The organism is Lentzea indica (assembly GCF_012184385.1).
Lineage (GTDB): Bacteria > Actinomycetota > Actinomycetes > Mycobacteriales > Pseudonocardiaceae > Lentzea > Lentzea indica.
In genome coordinates this window covers 1-12,989 of sequence record NZ_VSRL01000248.1, presented here as the reverse complement: position 1 = coordinate 12,989, position 12,989 = coordinate 1, and the positions used below count along the sequence as shown (strand labels likewise).

The following is a 12,989-nucleotide window of genomic DNA, read 5'->3' as shown; positions in this document are numbered from 1 at the left end:
GGCCGCGACCAGGTCGAGCGCACCGGCCAGTGACACCACACCGGCCAGCCGAATCCCAGGACGCGCACCGGGAACACCGTCCGGCAACGCGGACCGGTGCGCGATCCAGGTCGCGAGGTGCCCGCCGGCGGAGTGACCGACGACGGCGACTCTGTTCAGGTCCAGCGGCGCGTCGAGATCCGCCACCACGTCAACGGCTTTGGCGACGTCCTCGAACGTGCCGGGCCAGCCGGCGCCGGGCTCGCCGACGCGGCGGTACTCGATGCTCCACACCGCGTAGCCCTGCCCGACGAGGTCGTGCACGAGCGGCTGAACGGCCGTCGCGTCCCACATCGCCGCCCACCACCCACCGTGGATCATCACGACGACCGGGAACGGGCCATCGCCCTCCGGCAGGTGCAGCTCACCGAACTGGGACGGCTCAGTGCCGTAGCTGATCTTGCGAGACATCGGGGGACCTCTCTCAGACAGGGTTTTCAGTCCAACCTCCCGCCGAGCTCTACTCGGAGAGCACGCCTTCCTCCGCAGAGACGAGTGCGTCGATCGCCTCGAAGAACGCCTTGATGCCAGGGCGATTCGCGCCCTTCTCACGAGACGCGGCGTAATCTTCCGGCGAACGCCACTCGACGATGTCGAGCCACTCGTCGTTCGGAAGCCTCACGAGCCGCGCACCCAGAAACCCCTCGCGGTCGGCCTCGAAGTCGGCGATCATGCCCGGCCGGGCAGCCAGAAGCGCCTCCGCCTTCCCAGGCGCCACGCGGAAGCGGGTCAGTTCCACCGAAGTAGTCACGAGTTGATGATAGTCAATATCAGTGACTAAGTCCAGTGCACTCCAACGCCTTCGGGTACAGCCAGCTGCCGGGCGTGTCCTCCGCCGGGTTCGTGTAGTAATCCCGCACGGCGGCAACGTATTCCTGCACGCTGATCGCACCGTCGCCGTCGGTGTCGAGATGGGCGAACGCCAGCCCGCACTCCGCCTCGCTGAGCCCGCGAGCCTTCAACAGCACCTGGAACTCCGTCGCGTCGACCCGGCCGTCGCCGTTCGTGTCCGCGATGTCCAGCAACGACTGCACGATCTCGAGGAAGTCCGTGCCGAACGGCCCGTTGTCGACGACCGCCTCGATCATCGCGTCGCGGTACTCCGCCGGCCCGATCCTGCCGTCGCGGTCGGCGTCACAATGCTCGACCAGCATCTCCCAGAACCGGTCGTACGCCTCCACCAGTTCCCGTCCCCGCTCCGACGACGCCGGCTCCCCGAACGCCCGCAGCAGCCGGTCGGCCAGCGCGTAGACGTCCGCGAGCTCGATGACGCCGTTGCGGTTGACGTCGTAGTGGGCGAAGGTCGAGTCGATCCTGTGTTGCAACACCTGCTTCATGCCCAGGCACTGTGCTGACGCCACAGGCCTTCGCGCAACGCGCGTCCCCCGCCTGGGTGGTGTTGTTCAGCCGTCTCCGCGAAGCCGGTATAGTTATACCGCAACCTGCGTACGGAGGAACACGTTGATCGAGCTCAAGTCGCCTGCGGAGATCGCGCGCATGCACGTCACCGGCCAGTTCATCGCGGAGGTGCTCGACGAGCTCTCCGCCAGGGCCGCAGTGGGCGTGAACCTGCTCGATCTCGAACACCACGCACGCCACATGATCTCTGAACGCGGCGCCGAGTCCTGCTACTGGGACTACTCGCCGTCGTTCGGCCGGGGCCCGTTCCGCAACGTCATCTGCCTGTCGGTCAACGACGCGGTGCTGCACGGGCTGCCGAAGAGCTACGTCCTGCGCGACGGCGACCTGCTGACCATGGACATCGCCGTCGGCATCGACGGCTGGGTGGCCGACTCGGCGTTGTCGATCATCGTCGGCACGCCACGCGAAGAGGACCTGCACCTGATCCGCGCCACCGAGGTGGCGCTGGAGGCCGCGATCGAGGCCGCGCAGCCGGGCAACAGGCTCGGCGACATCTCCGCGTCGATCGGTGAGGTCGCCGCCGAGTTCGGCTACTCGTGCAACCTGGAGTTCGGCGGGCACGGCCTTGGCCGCACCATGCACGAGGCGCCGCACGTGCCGAACAACGGCAGGCGCAAGCACGGCATGAGGCTCAAGCCCGGCCTGACGATCGCGATCGAACCCTGGCTCGCCGCCACCACCGACCAGATCATCTTCGACGAGGACGGCTGGACGCTGCGGTCCGCCGACGGCTCGCGCACGGCCCACTCCGAGCACACCGTCGCGATCACCGAGGACGGGCCGCTGGTGCTGACCCGCCGCCCCTCGGAGAAGGCCGTGACCAGCACGGTGGCGAATTCCGACGCCCTCAGGTAACCATGCAGTGGGCTTACGAGGAGAGGAAACGGAGGACCGACAACACCGGGAGTCTGGATGACCACAGGGGGCAGGACACAGCTCGGCATCGACCTGGACGAGCTGCGTTTGCTGGTCGGCATGTCCTATCGCGAACTGGCACGCCGGACCGGCTGTGCCCGCAGCACGTTGCACGACGCGTTGACCGGCCGCCGGTTTCCCCGGCTGGACACGGTTCTGGCGATCGCGCGGGCCTGCGGCGGGGACACCACGCGCTGGCGGCTGCGCTGGGTCGCCGCCTGCAAACGCTCACGTACCGCGCACGGCGCCGACGATGTCACGACAGTCGACCAAACCCAGCTGACGGGAGTCCTGTGAACGCGGGTTGTCCCCCACCACGGCAACGAATCCGGCCGGCACGAACGCCACGTCGGGCAGCGCCGGCACGAGCCACTCCGGCACCGGGTCGCCGGCGACGGCCGCCACCCGCTTGATCCGGTGCGGCAGCTCCGGGTCCGGCACCCGGAACACGATCACCTCACGGCGGCGCGGGTTCCGGAAGAGCCTGCGTGCCACCAGCTTCTGGCCGTCGTGCAGGGTCGGCGACATGCTGTTGCCCCGCACCGTGACTCTGATCCACATCAGCTGACCCTCACGTCCTGGTAGCCGCCCGCCTGCAGCCGGAACAGGCGTGCGTACTCGCCATCGGCGTCCATCAGCTCGTCGTGGTCACCCTGCTCGGCGATCCGCCCGCCGACCAGGGTGACGATGAGGTCGGCACCGCGCAGCGCGGCCATCCGGTGGGAGATCAGCAGCCGCGTCCGGCCTTCCGCGTGCCGCCTCACCGTGTCGTGCACCCGGTGTTCCCCTTCGGCGTCCAGACCGGACGTCGGTTCGTCGAGGATCATCAGCCCGGCATCGGTGCGCATCAGGCACCGCGCCAGAGCCACGCGCTGCCACTGCCCGCCGGACAGCGTCACGCCCGTTCGCTCCTCGTCCGCGTGGGTCCTGGACAACACCGTGTCGTACCCGTTCGGCAGTGCCTCCAGGGTCTCAGCGATGCGGGCGTCTCCGCCGCCTCGACGATCCGCGCCCGGTTGCCGAGTTCCGCCGCCTGCCCGATGCCGATGTTCTCCGCCGCGGTCAGGTCGTAGGCCATGAACTCCTGGAACACCACGCCGATCCGCGCCCGCAGCATCGTGACGTCCAGCTCGCGAAGGTCCACGCCGTCCCACGTGATCGAGCCCCGCTGCGGGTCGTAGAACCGGCACAGCAACTTGACCATCGTGCTCTTGCCCGCGCCGTTGACCCCGACCAGCCCGACGGCCGCGCCCGCGGGGATGGTCAGGTTCACGCCGCGCAGGACCCACGGACCGTCGTCCGAGTACCGAAACCAGACGTCCCGCAACTCGATCGCCGCCGCTTTCGCAGGCGTGCCAGTGCCTGCAGGCAGGTCGTCCTGAGTGTCGATCACGTCGAGGTAGTGCCCGAACAGCCGCACCGCCCGCCCTGCCTCACCGAGCTGGAGCACGACCCCGGACAACCCGGTCTGCACCCCGGCCACAGCCCCCAGGAACAGCACCAGATCACCGACCGACGACCGCCCTGCCGCGACGTTGAGTGCCACCACGACCGTGCCCGCCCCAGCCACCACGGCCCCGAGCACCGCCAGCGCGCTCTGCACCACCGTGCCCCTGCGCTGCGCCGCGAGCCGTGCCCCGGACACCGCGGCCAGCGAGCCGACCATCCTGGTGTGCAACAACTCACCGAGGCCGAAGAGCCGAATCTCCTTGGCGGCACGCACATCCGTGAGCAACGCCCGGTAGAACAGCCGCCGCCTGTCGGTCGCCACCCACGCTTCCTCGGTCGCCGCCTCACGCCGTGCCGTCGCCAGCCTCGCGAACACCGCCGTCACCACCGACGCGAGCAGCAGCAACGTCATCGGCGGCCACACCACCAGCAGCGCACCGGTGAAGCTCGCCAGCAACACGACCGAGCGGACCAGCTCCTGCGTGAACTGCGAGATCGTGCCAGGAGCCTCCTGCGCGGCCTCCTCCGCGAGCCGCAGCCGGTCGTGGAACGCGGGATCCTCGATCTGCCGAAGCCCCGGCAAAGTGGCGATCCGCCGGAACAACCTGCTCTCCACCGTCAGCGCGACCCGTTGCCGCACAACCTCTCCGAGGTAGCCGCAGAGGTAGAGCAACGCGATGGCGACGCCACCGACGAGCGCGGAGGCCACCGCCAGGAACGCCGCCCTGCCGGGACTCGCCGCGGTGGACGTGAGCTCGTCGACCAGCAACATCGTCAGCCAAGCGCCGCTCGCCGGCGCGGCACCGGCGAACACCGTGAGCACAAGGGTTCCACCGGCGACCAGCGGCGCGGCACGGAAGGGCAACGCCAGTGCCGCGGCGGCGTTGCGGATCATGCCACCGGCGCCGGAACGCCGGCGAAGTCGCCGAGCTTGATCCCGGACGCCGTCACCACGCCACCATGCGTGTGGACCAACGTCGGAAACGCCATGACCTCGAACGCCGACAAGACGGGGTCATCGGTACCGATCACCACCACCCGCCCCAACCCGCTGACCTTCTCGACCAGCCGCGCCGTCGCATCAGGATCACTCGGGTCTCCGTCCACAACGGACACGAAGCGGGCGGCAGGCGGGTTGTCGAGCAACGCGTCGGTGAGGGTCCGGCACGGCCCGCACCCGACCGAGAAGAAGCCGACCTGCACCGGCCCGTCGAGATCGGCCTCGGTGAACGCGATGCCATCGGTGTCGGCCACCGAAAACGGCCTGATGACCATGCCGGGCTGCGGCAGGTTCGTGTTGCGAGGCGGCCCGGAGCGCTCCTGCAGGTCCCGCACCCTGGCCACCAGCCCGTACGTGAACAGCACGTGCAGCGCCACCACAACGGCGAGCAGCACAACGGCGATCGTGAGCAGGGTCAACGGTTCCTCCCATGAGGCGGGTGTCGTCACGAACGCGCCGGCGACAGCGACAGCGGCCAGCGACCCGTTGCGCACGAGGTGCTTGGGCCCGAGCACGTCGCCGCCAGCACCAAAACACCGGCAGCGCACGGCTTCCTTGCGGTAGATGGTGAGCGTGATCCCGCCGCAGAAGGCCGCGAGCAAGGCGATGACAGCCGCGTATCCGAGCTTCGTGCCGGGAACGGCCAGCAGCACAACGGCACAGGCCTCCCCCACGAGGATCGCGACAGCGACCAGGTGTGCGGGCAACCGCGGTGCGATGGCGGCGATGGAGTCGCGGAACTCGGCAAAGCCTTGCCGGGTGCGCACCTTGCCGGCGAAAGCCACGAGGAACACCACGGCGAGCAGCACGCGAGCGAACAGGTCGAGCACTTCGGCCTCCAGCAGCGGGGTGGGGTGCCGGCGATGCGCGCTCGCCGGCACCCCGTTGTGTCACTTGCAGCTGCTGCTCACCGACGAGCAGATGCCGTTGCAGTTGAAGCGGTAGCCCTTCTTGCAACACTGCCCGTGCTCCGGCACGCAGGCACCGGCATCGATCTTCGGCAGCACGAGTCCGACGAGCCGCTCACCGGCCAGCTGTGCGAATCGCTTCACGGGGTCCGCTCCTCCCAGTTGATCAACAGAACAGCGCCCACGCTCGCCTGCCCGGGGCGCGAACGGAAGATGAGTCGGACAGAGTCGGACGGGGTCGGACGGCGCATGCAACACATCCGCGGGATGACGCGATGTGTAGTTGTCCGGCAGAGATAGGGGTGGCCAATGGCGCGGCGTGTGTTCATCTCCTACGCACAGGAGTCCGATGAACACCGCGCCGTGGTGCGCAACCTGTGGGCGTTCCTGCGGAACAACGGGATCGATGCCCAGTTCGACCAGGCCGCGGCCGGTCAGCGGCAGGACTGGTCGCTGTGGATGGCTGACCAGATCCGCGACGCGGACGTCGTGCTGTGCGTGGCGTCAGAGCAATACCGGCTCCGGGCGGAAGGACAGACCGAGCAGCACATCGGCAAAGGCGTGCAGTGGGAGGCCCGGCTGATCCGCGACGCCTTTTACGCAGCTCAACGGGACCTGCAGAAGTTCGTGCCGGTCGTCGTGCCCGGACAGGCGATCAGCGGAGTCCCCGACTTCCTCGCCCCGTCCACGACCACGGTCTACGAAGTGGAAGCCTTCACCAAGTCCGGCGCCGAGGATCTGCTCCGCTTCCTGTTGGACCAACCCGAGCTCGCCGACATTCCACTCGGCCAGGAACCGGTGTTCGACACCTGGACCCCGGACACGCCTGCCGCCACCCCTGCACTCAACGGCATCGTCTCCCCGCAGGTCGCGGGCATGGCCGAAGTCATCGGACGGGACCAAGAACTCGCCGACCTGCGTACGGCGTTCACAGCCCAGACGAAAGCCCGCACACCCGTGATCCAGGTCCTCACCGGCATGGGCGGCGTCGGCAAGACCAGCCTCGCCCGCGCCTACGCCCAACGCCATCTCGACGACTACGGCGTGGTCTGGTGGGTGCGCGCGGAGGACCCGACCACCGTCGACGGCGAGTACCGGAGCCTGCTCGAACTCGTCCACTCCCCTGCCGAAGCCAAACTGGTGCGGAACGCCGTGCAGCGCGCGAACGTCTGGCTGTCCGAGCAGAAGCAACCATGGTTGCTGGTCTTGGACAACCTCCCCGACGCAACCGCGCTACATGGCCTCTTCCCAGCTAAAGGCAAGGGCCACGTCCTGGTCACCAGCCAGGCGGGCCGCTGGCCCAACCCCAGCGCCGTTCACCACATCGAACCGTTGAACACCGATGCTGCCGTCGAACTGCTCGCCGCCGTGTCCCAGGACTCGGACAGCGAATCCGCGACCAAGCTCGCCAACGAGCTCGACGGCCTCCCACTAGCACTGACCCAGGCTGCGTCGTTCACCTCAGCCAACGGCATCGACCTTGCGACCTACCTGCGCTTCTACCAGGACCGCAGCGCCGACTTGCACACCGACGGCCAGCCAGACGACTACCCGCACACCGTTGCCACGACGTGGCTTCTGGCCATCGAGAAGATGTCGCCGTCGGCACTTCTGATCCTCAACACGATCGCCTACTTCGCCCCGGACTCGATCCCGGTCGCGGTGCTGCACCCCTTGATGAATGACGAGCTCGCCCTCACACGAGCCATCGGAGAACTTCTCTCCCACAGCCTCGTGACGCGCGGCGCGGAAGGCACGATCACGGTCCACCGCCTGATCCAGGCCGTCACCCGGCACCGACTCGGCGAGACCCTCGACCACGCCGTCCAAGCCCGCGACCTCATCACCGCAGCGCTGCCGACTTATCCCCTCAACATGCAGAAGATGGATGCCTGGAAACAGCTCCGCAACCACGCCCTGACCGCTGCCGAGCATCTACCCACTGATCCTCGAACATTCGATCTGCGCTACGACGGGGCGTTCCTGCACGGGGAAATGGGCGACCTGCCCACCGCGATCACACAGTTGAAAACGCTCGTCCACGACATGTCCCCCGTTCTCGGCCTCGAGAACGAGCAAGTGCTCCGAGCGCGGTACGGCCTGGCGCACTGGTTGTACCTCTTCAACCCGTCACAAGCCCAAAAGGTGCTGTCCGACTTGGTGGAAGCACAGGTGAGGGTGCTGGGCGCTGAGCACCCTGACACCTTGCTCACACGCCACGAACTGGCCTCCGCACATCTCAAGCTGGGTGAATTCGATCTCGCCCGTCAGCTTTTCGAGGACCTGCTACCCGTGCGAACCCGTGTGCTCGGTCCCAACCACGAGCGCGTACTCCAGTCTTGCAGTCGCCTCGCACTGACTCTGGCACAACTCAACCAGTTCGACGAGGCAATACAGATCCATCGCGAGGTGATAGCGGTCGCCACCACCGAATTTGGCGCACTGGATCTGCGCACGGTGCAGTTCCAGGCCGCATACGCCGGGACGCTCGGTCAAGCGGGTTACCCAGCCGCTGCACGCGACCTCAACGTGTTCGCCGTCGAACAATTGACCATCCAGCGTGGCCCGTACGACAAGCTCACACTCATGGCTCAGATCCCACTGGCCGTGTGGACCTCAGCAGCCGGAAATCCTCGACTGGGGACGAACACTCTGCTTCGCACACTCATCCGCGTGCGCAACAGTCTCGGCAGGAACAACCCGCTCGTGCAGCAGTTCGAAGAAGCCTTGAACAACATTCGGAAAGGTCAGCCGCCCAATACGCTCCCGCGAAAACGCTAGATCCCCGCCGCAACGGGTTCGCCAACAGGCTCCAGCATCGCGCGCACCGCCGACGCGATGTGCGCCGAAGGCGAGCCCGTGCCGTACGGCGAAGCGATGCTCTGCAGTGCGGCCCGATGTCCCGGCACGTCATCCAGCCACGACAACACCGCACCACCGACCCGCGGCCCAGGAGGAACGAGCGTCCCGAACGTGCCCTCGATCTCCGGCCGCTCAGTACTGCGCCGCACGACGACCACGGGCCGCTTCAACACGCTCACCTCCTCCTGGATCCCGCCGGAGTCCGACACGACCACGGCAGAACCGTGCGCCAGAGCCAGGAACGTCCGGTAGGGCTGAGGCTCGATCACCCGAACACCGTGCAACAACCCCTGAAGCCCGAACGCCCCGACCCGCTGTGCGGTCCGTGGATGCAGCGGCAGCACGACGGGCAACGGCATCCGCCCGAGCTCACGCAGGATCGTCTCGAGGTTGTCCGCGTCATCCACGTTCTCCGGTCGGTGGATCGTCGCCAGCACATAGTGATCGCGTGCCAGGCCGAGCCCCGACAGCACCGCGCTTTCCTCGTCGACCGAAGGCAACGCGTGCGCCAGCGCTTCGACGACGGTGTTGCCGGTGACGACGATGCAGCCGTCCGCGACTCCCTCGGCGAGAAGGTTGTGGCGGTTCAACGACGTCGGCGCGCAGCACAGGTCGGCGAGGTGGTCGATGACCACGCGGTTGTGCTCCTCCGGCATCGCGCGGTCGTAGCTGCGCAAGCCCGCCTCCACGTGCACCAGCGGCACGTCGCAGGCGTTGGCCGCCAATGCGCCGGCGAGCGCTGAGGTCGTGTCGCCCTGGACGATCACGGCCGCCGGCCGCTCGGTGGCCAGCACCTCGTCGACGGCCGACACCGCGCGGCCGAGCTGGTCGCCCCGGCGCAGACCGCCGAGTCGCAGCTCGTGGAAACCGCCCGGTTCCGGCACGTCGCGGCGGATGAGCGAGTACATGGAACGGTCGTAGTGCTGACCGGTGTAGATCATGGTGCACGCGCTGCCGAAGTGTTCGACGAGCGGCGCGAGTTTGATCAGTTCGGGCCTGGTGCCGCAGACGATCGTCACGGTGTTCGTTTCCCGCACCGCGGCAAGGTACTTCATCGATCCTGACGTTTCTGGGCTGATCACGCACACGTTCACCCGAAAGCATTGCCTGGGATATCGCTCGAAAGTGTTGCGGTATAGGCGTGTCGTAGTGTGCGCCCTCATCTGAGGCGCGCGCCGACGCGTGTTTCGCCGAAACTTACGGAGAGTCCTGCGTGTCCGGTCATCTGGCCCTTGCGGTGTCCACTGTGCTGTACGGGCTGGGGATAGTCGCGCAGACCGTCGCCGCTCGCAGGCGACGAACGTCCAGGCACCGGCCTGGGACTGCTCGCGCGTCTGGCCGCGGATCGCCTGTACCTGCTGGGTTTCACCTGTCAGGTCGGCGGTTTCCTGTTCGCGTTCCTCGCCCGTGAGCACCTGCCGCTCTACCTGGTGCAGGCCGGTTCCTCGTGCGCGGTGGGGCTGGCGACCGTCATCGGGGTGCTGCTGCTCGGCTGGCGGGTCCGACAGTTGGAGATCGTGGTGCTGGCGGTGATGGCGTCCGGTCTGCTGTTGCTGACGGGTGCGGCGGCGCCGTCCACGGCACGGGAACTCTCCCTGGTGCCGGCCCTGGTCGTGATGGGAGTGCTGACGCTCGCGGTGCTTCCGCTGGCGCGCACCCTGAAGGCCGCGACGCCGGTGCTGGCCGGCATCGCCTTCGCGGTGGTCGCCGTGGCGGCCAGGAACGTGGCGGGCAAGCCGCTGGTCGAACTGGTGCTGCACCCGTTGACCTGGCTCATGGTCGTCGCCGCGTTCGTCGGCCAGGCGTGCATCGCGACGGCGTTGCAGCGGGTCTCCGCCACGTCCGCGGTGGCGTCGATGGACGCGACCACGGTGGTGATCGGCTCGGTGGCCGGGCTCGCGGTCATGGGCGATCAGATCGCGGCGGGACGTGAGTGGTGGGTCGTGCTGGGAGTGCTGCTCGTGGTGTCCGGCGTGCTGGTGCTCGGGTCCGTCTCGCGGCCAGCTCCTGCCCTGGTCCCGGCAGGTGGTGAGCGATGAAGCCCGTCGCAGCGTGTCGCTGGACCTCGACAACCTCTGGGCGTATCTGAAGACGCACGGCGACCCGAGGTGGGAGAGCAGACCCAGCTTCCTGCCGTCCGCGGTACCGAGGCTGCTCGACGTCTTCGGCGAACAGCGGCTGACCACAACGGTTTTCGTCGTGGGCGCGGACGCGGAACGCGACGACGGCGCCGACGCCGTCGCGGCCATCACCGCGGCCGGCCACGAGGTGGCCAACCACTCGTTCTGGCACCAGCCCTGGCTGCACAGGTACTCCGACGCCGAGCTCGAGGCCGAGGTGACGCGCGCGGAAGAGGCGATCATGGCGGCGGGCGCACCACGGCCGGTCGGGTTCCGCGGCCCCGGCTACAGCGTCACGCCGCAACTGCTCGACGTGCTGAACCGGCGTGGATACCGGTACGACGCCAGCGTTCTGCCCACTTGGATCGGGCCACTGGCCCGCGCCTACCACAACCGGACCGCCGGCTCGACCGACGGCGGAGCGGACCTGTTCGGTGGATTCGGCAGGGTCAAAGCCCCCAACACCGCGTATCGCTGGCGCGACAACGGTCTCGTCGAGCTGCCGGTGACCACGATGCCGCTGCTGAGGGTGCCGATCCACGGCGCGTATCTGTTGCAACTGCACCAGATCTCGCCCCGGCTCGCACGCGGCTACTTCCGCACGGCGTTGCGGTTGTGCCTGGCCACCATGGTTTCTCCTTCGCTGCTGCTGCATCCGACCGACGTGCTCACAGCCTCCGAAGCACCCGGCATGGAGTTCTTCCCCGGCATGGCCGTGCCCGGTCACGAGAAAGTGGCGCTGCTGGGCTGGGTGTTGTCCTTGCTGCGCGGGCACTTCGACGTGGTCGGCACCGGAGAGCACGTCGCCCGCGTCGCGGCCTCCGGTCTGCGGGAACGGGATCCGGTCGCATGTGGCTGACCTTCCTGCTGCGCGTCCTCGCCTGCGCGACGGTGGCGCTGGCGCCGCTGGAGGGGTATCTGCTGCAGTTGCACGGGCAGCTGGCCAAGGCGATGCCGGCAGCTCTGATCGGTGTGTGGGCGGTCTCGCTGATCCGGCAACGCCGGCTGCCCGCGCCGCACCCCCTGCACCTGGTGCTCGCGCTGCTGGCGGTGGTGCTGCTCGCCACCTCCGCCGTGCACGAGGCCGAGCCGTTCACCCTCGAGTACCTGGTGCGCTGGGTGCCGTTCCTGGTGGTCACGGTGGTGCTCGCCGACGTGACCGCGCGGGAGGTGCCGGTCAGGGCGTTGCTCGCCGCGACGGTCGCCGGTGCGATCGTGGCGGCCGGCGGCGGGCTGGCGAGCGTCATCGGAGGCGAGCTGCGCGCGACCGGGCCGTTGGAGGATCCCAACGACCTGGCGTTCTTCCTGGTGGCGGCCTTGCCGTTGTTGGTCGCGCTACCGGCGAAGGGCCGGTCGCGGATCGCGTTGTTGTTGCTGGGCGCGGTGTTGGTGGCCGGTACGGCGGCGACCTTCTCCCGCGGCGGGGGAATCGCGCTGGCGTGCGCACTGGCGTGGCTGATAGCGCGGCGTGGCCTGCCGGTCCGCGCGGTGGTCGTCACCGCTGCGGTGACCGGCGTCGCGGCGCTGGTGTTCGCGCAGGCGGCTCAGGCGGAGCTGTCGCGGGCGCTGCAGGAGAAGAGCCACATCGCGGGCACGAACGCCGACACCAGGATGCTGCGCTGGCAGGCGGCCGCGCGGATGCTGGCCGACGATCCGGTGCTCGGCGTGGGACCCGGCGGATTCCGCCAGGAGTACGCGGCGGCGTCGCACAACGCGGAGATCGACGAGCAGACCCCGGTGGCGCACAACCTGTTCCTCGAGGTGGCCGCGGAACTCGGGCTGCCGGGGTTCGCGCTGCTGATCGGGCTGATCGCGATCGGCTTCGTCGCGAGTGAACGGGCGCTGCGTCGAGTGGCCGACCGGCGCGAGGCATTGGCCGTGCAGGCGGCGCTCATCGCTGTGCTGGTCGCCTCGATCTTCCTGTCCGAGCAGTACTACCTGCCCTTGTGGTCACTCGTCGCCGTCGCTGTCGCGATCGAGCAACGGGCCAAAAAGGCTTCACAGAAGGAGAGTGTTCGATGCGCGTTCTCCACGTGATCAGCGAGATGGGCGCGGGCGGTGCGGAGGCGCTCGTCGCCGGCATGGCCGTCGCGAATGGTGAGGTCGGCTGGGAGTCCGCGGTGGCCGGCGGTGGCGGCTTCCGCGCCGATGCGTTGCGTACCGCCGGCGTGCCCGTGTTCGACGTGCCGGTGGCGTGCAGGTCCGGGTGGGGTGTGCTGCGCGCGGCGTGGGCGACTCGGAGGGCCGTGCGCCGGTTCCGGCCGGACGTCGTGG

15 protein-coding genes and 1 pseudogene are annotated in these 12,989 nt (G+C 68.5%); 7 read left to right on the top strand and 9 right to left on the bottom strand.

Annotated elements, in window-relative coordinates; all coding sequences use genetic code 11:
- The 3 genes from FXN61_RS39780 to FXN61_RS39770 form a co-directional block, all read right to left on the bottom strand.
- A partial coding sequence (locus FXN61_RS39780) for an alpha/beta hydrolase (protein WP_167979059.1) occupies positions 1–450 on the bottom strand: 450 nt, incomplete at its 3' end.
- Between the two features lie 49 nt (positions 451–499).
- Complete coding sequence (locus FXN61_RS39775) at positions 500–790, bottom strand: antibiotic biosynthesis monooxygenase family protein (protein ID WP_167979058.1); 291 nt, start codon at positions 788–790, stop codon at positions 500–502.
- Positions 791–809: 19 nt separating this feature from the next.
- The gene (locus FXN61_RS39770; RefSeq protein WP_167979057.1) at positions 810–1,376 is read right to left on the bottom strand and encodes an EF-hand domain-containing protein; all 567 of its coding nucleotides are present in this window, start codon (positions 1,374–1,376) and stop codon (positions 810–812) included.
- Between the two features lie 124 nt (positions 1,377–1,500).
- Between FXN61_RS39770 and map the strand changes: the two genes are divergently transcribed.
- On the top strand, positions 1,501–2,316 hold the full coding sequence (gene map, locus FXN61_RS39765) for a type I methionyl aminopeptidase (protein WP_167979056.1): 816 nt from the start codon (positions 1,501–1,503) through the stop codon (positions 2,314–2,316).
- A 57-nt stretch (positions 2,317–2,373) separates the two neighbouring features.
- Positions 2,374–2,673, top strand: coding sequence for a helix-turn-helix domain-containing protein (locus FXN61_RS39760; RefSeq protein ID WP_167979055.1), 300 nt, complete (start codon positions 2,374–2,376; stop codon positions 2,671–2,673).
- Here the strand turns inward: FXN61_RS39760 and FXN61_RS39755 are convergent.
- From FXN61_RS39755 to FXN61_RS39740, 5 genes are read right to left on the bottom strand one after another with little or no spacing between them, the layout of a single operon-like run.
- The gene (locus FXN61_RS39755) at positions 2,605–2,937 is read right to left on the bottom strand and encodes a S26 family signal peptidase (RefSeq protein ID WP_167979054.1); all 333 of its coding nucleotides are present in this window, start codon (positions 2,935–2,937) and stop codon (positions 2,605–2,607) included. The genes FXN61_RS39760 and FXN61_RS39755 overlap by 69 nt on opposite strands.
- On the bottom strand, positions 2,937–3,275 hold the full coding sequence (locus tag FXN61_RS54870) for an ATP-binding cassette domain-containing protein (protein WP_376770801.1): 339 nt from the start codon (positions 3,273–3,275) through the stop codon (positions 2,937–2,939). The genes FXN61_RS39755 and FXN61_RS54870 overlap by 1 nt, the downstream gene beginning before the upstream one ends.
- Positions 3,272–4,720 carry an ATP-binding cassette domain-containing protein gene (locus FXN61_RS54865; RefSeq protein WP_281360825.1) on the bottom strand — a complete coding sequence of 483 codons (1,449 nt, stop codon included), beginning with the start codon at positions 4,718–4,720 and terminating at the stop codon, positions 3,272–3,274. The genes FXN61_RS54870 and FXN61_RS54865 overlap by 4 nt, the downstream gene beginning before the upstream one ends.
- Entirely contained in the window at positions 4,717–5,706 is a 990-nt protein-coding gene (locus tag FXN61_RS39745) for a MauE/DoxX family redox-associated membrane protein (protein WP_223165808.1), read from the bottom strand. The genes FXN61_RS54865 and FXN61_RS39745 overlap by 4 nt, the downstream gene beginning before the upstream one ends.
- A 9-nt stretch (positions 5,707–5,715) precedes the next feature.
- On the bottom strand, positions 5,716–5,877 hold the full coding sequence (locus tag FXN61_RS39740) for a hypothetical protein (RefSeq protein WP_167979048.1): 162 nt from the start codon (positions 5,875–5,877) through the stop codon (positions 5,716–5,718).
- Positions 5,878–6,042: 165 nt separating this feature from the next.
- On the opposite strand from FXN61_RS39740, the gene fxsT reads away from it, so the two are divergent.
- A complete protein-coding gene (gene fxsT, locus FXN61_RS39735; protein ID WP_167979052.1) occupies positions 6,043–8,514 on the top strand; it encodes an FxSxx-COOH system tetratricopeptide repeat protein in 2,472 nt (823 codons plus the stop codon).
- Here the strand turns inward: fxsT and wecB are convergent.
- A complete protein-coding gene (wecB, locus tag FXN61_RS39730; RefSeq protein ID WP_167979051.1) occupies positions 8,511–9,650 on the bottom strand; it encodes a non-hydrolyzing UDP-N-acetylglucosamine 2-epimerase in 1,140 nt (379 codons plus the stop codon). The two genes, fxsT and wecB, sit on opposite strands and share 4 nt — an antisense overlap.
- Before the next feature lie 399 nt (positions 9,651–10,049).
- Between wecB and FXN61_RS39725 the strand changes: the two genes are divergently transcribed.
- The 4 genes and pseudogenes from FXN61_RS39725 to FXN61_RS39710 all read left to right on the top strand — a co-directional run.
- Complete coding sequence (locus FXN61_RS39725) at positions 10,050–10,634, top strand: hypothetical protein (protein WP_246292676.1); 585 nt, start codon at positions 10,050–10,052, stop codon at positions 10,632–10,634.
- Positions 10,624–11,574 carry a polysaccharide deacetylase family protein gene (locus FXN61_RS39720; protein WP_167979050.1) on the top strand — a complete coding sequence of 317 codons (951 nt, stop codon included), beginning with the start codon at positions 10,624–10,626 and terminating at the stop codon, positions 11,572–11,574. The genes FXN61_RS39725 and FXN61_RS39720 overlap by 11 nt, the downstream gene beginning before the upstream one ends.
- Positions 11,565–12,752, top strand: coding sequence for an O-antigen ligase family protein (locus FXN61_RS39715; RefSeq protein ID WP_167979049.1), 1,188 nt, complete (start codon positions 11,565–11,567; stop codon positions 12,750–12,752). The genes FXN61_RS39720 and FXN61_RS39715 overlap by 10 nt, the downstream gene beginning before the upstream one ends.
- Positions 12,734–12,989 (top strand): annotated as a pseudogene (locus FXN61_RS39710) (glycosyltransferase); the annotation flags it as partial. The gene FXN61_RS39715 and the pseudogene FXN61_RS39710, both read left to right, overlap by 19 nt.

Coding starts and splice junctions, on each gene's coding strand:
- FXN61_RS39770 (WP_167979057.1), bottom strand. CDS start 1,376: ATGAAGCAGGTGTTGCAACACAGGATCGACTCGACCTTCGCCCACTAC.
- FXN61_RS39760 (WP_167979055.1), top strand. CDS start 2,374: ATGACCACAGGGGGCAGGACACAGCTCGGCATCGACCTGGACGAGCTG.
- FXN61_RS39755 (WP_167979054.1), bottom strand. CDS start 2,937: ATGTGGATCAGAGTCACGGTGCGGGGCAACAGCATGTCGCCGACCCTG.
- FXN61_RS54865 (WP_281360825.1), bottom strand. CDS start 4,720: ATGATCCGCAACGCCGCCGCGGCACTGGCGTTGCCCTTCCGTGCCGCG.
- fxsT (WP_167979052.1), top strand. CDS start 6,043: ATGGCGCGGCGTGTGTTCATCTCCTACGCACAGGAGTCCGATGAACAC.
- wecB (WP_167979051.1), bottom strand. CDS start 9,650: ATGAAGTACCTTGCCGCGGTGCGGGAAACGAACACCGTGACGATCGTC.
- FXN61_RS39715 (WP_167979049.1), top strand. CDS start 11,565: ATGTGGCTGACCTTCCTGCTGCGCGTCCTCGCCTGCGCGACGGTGGCG.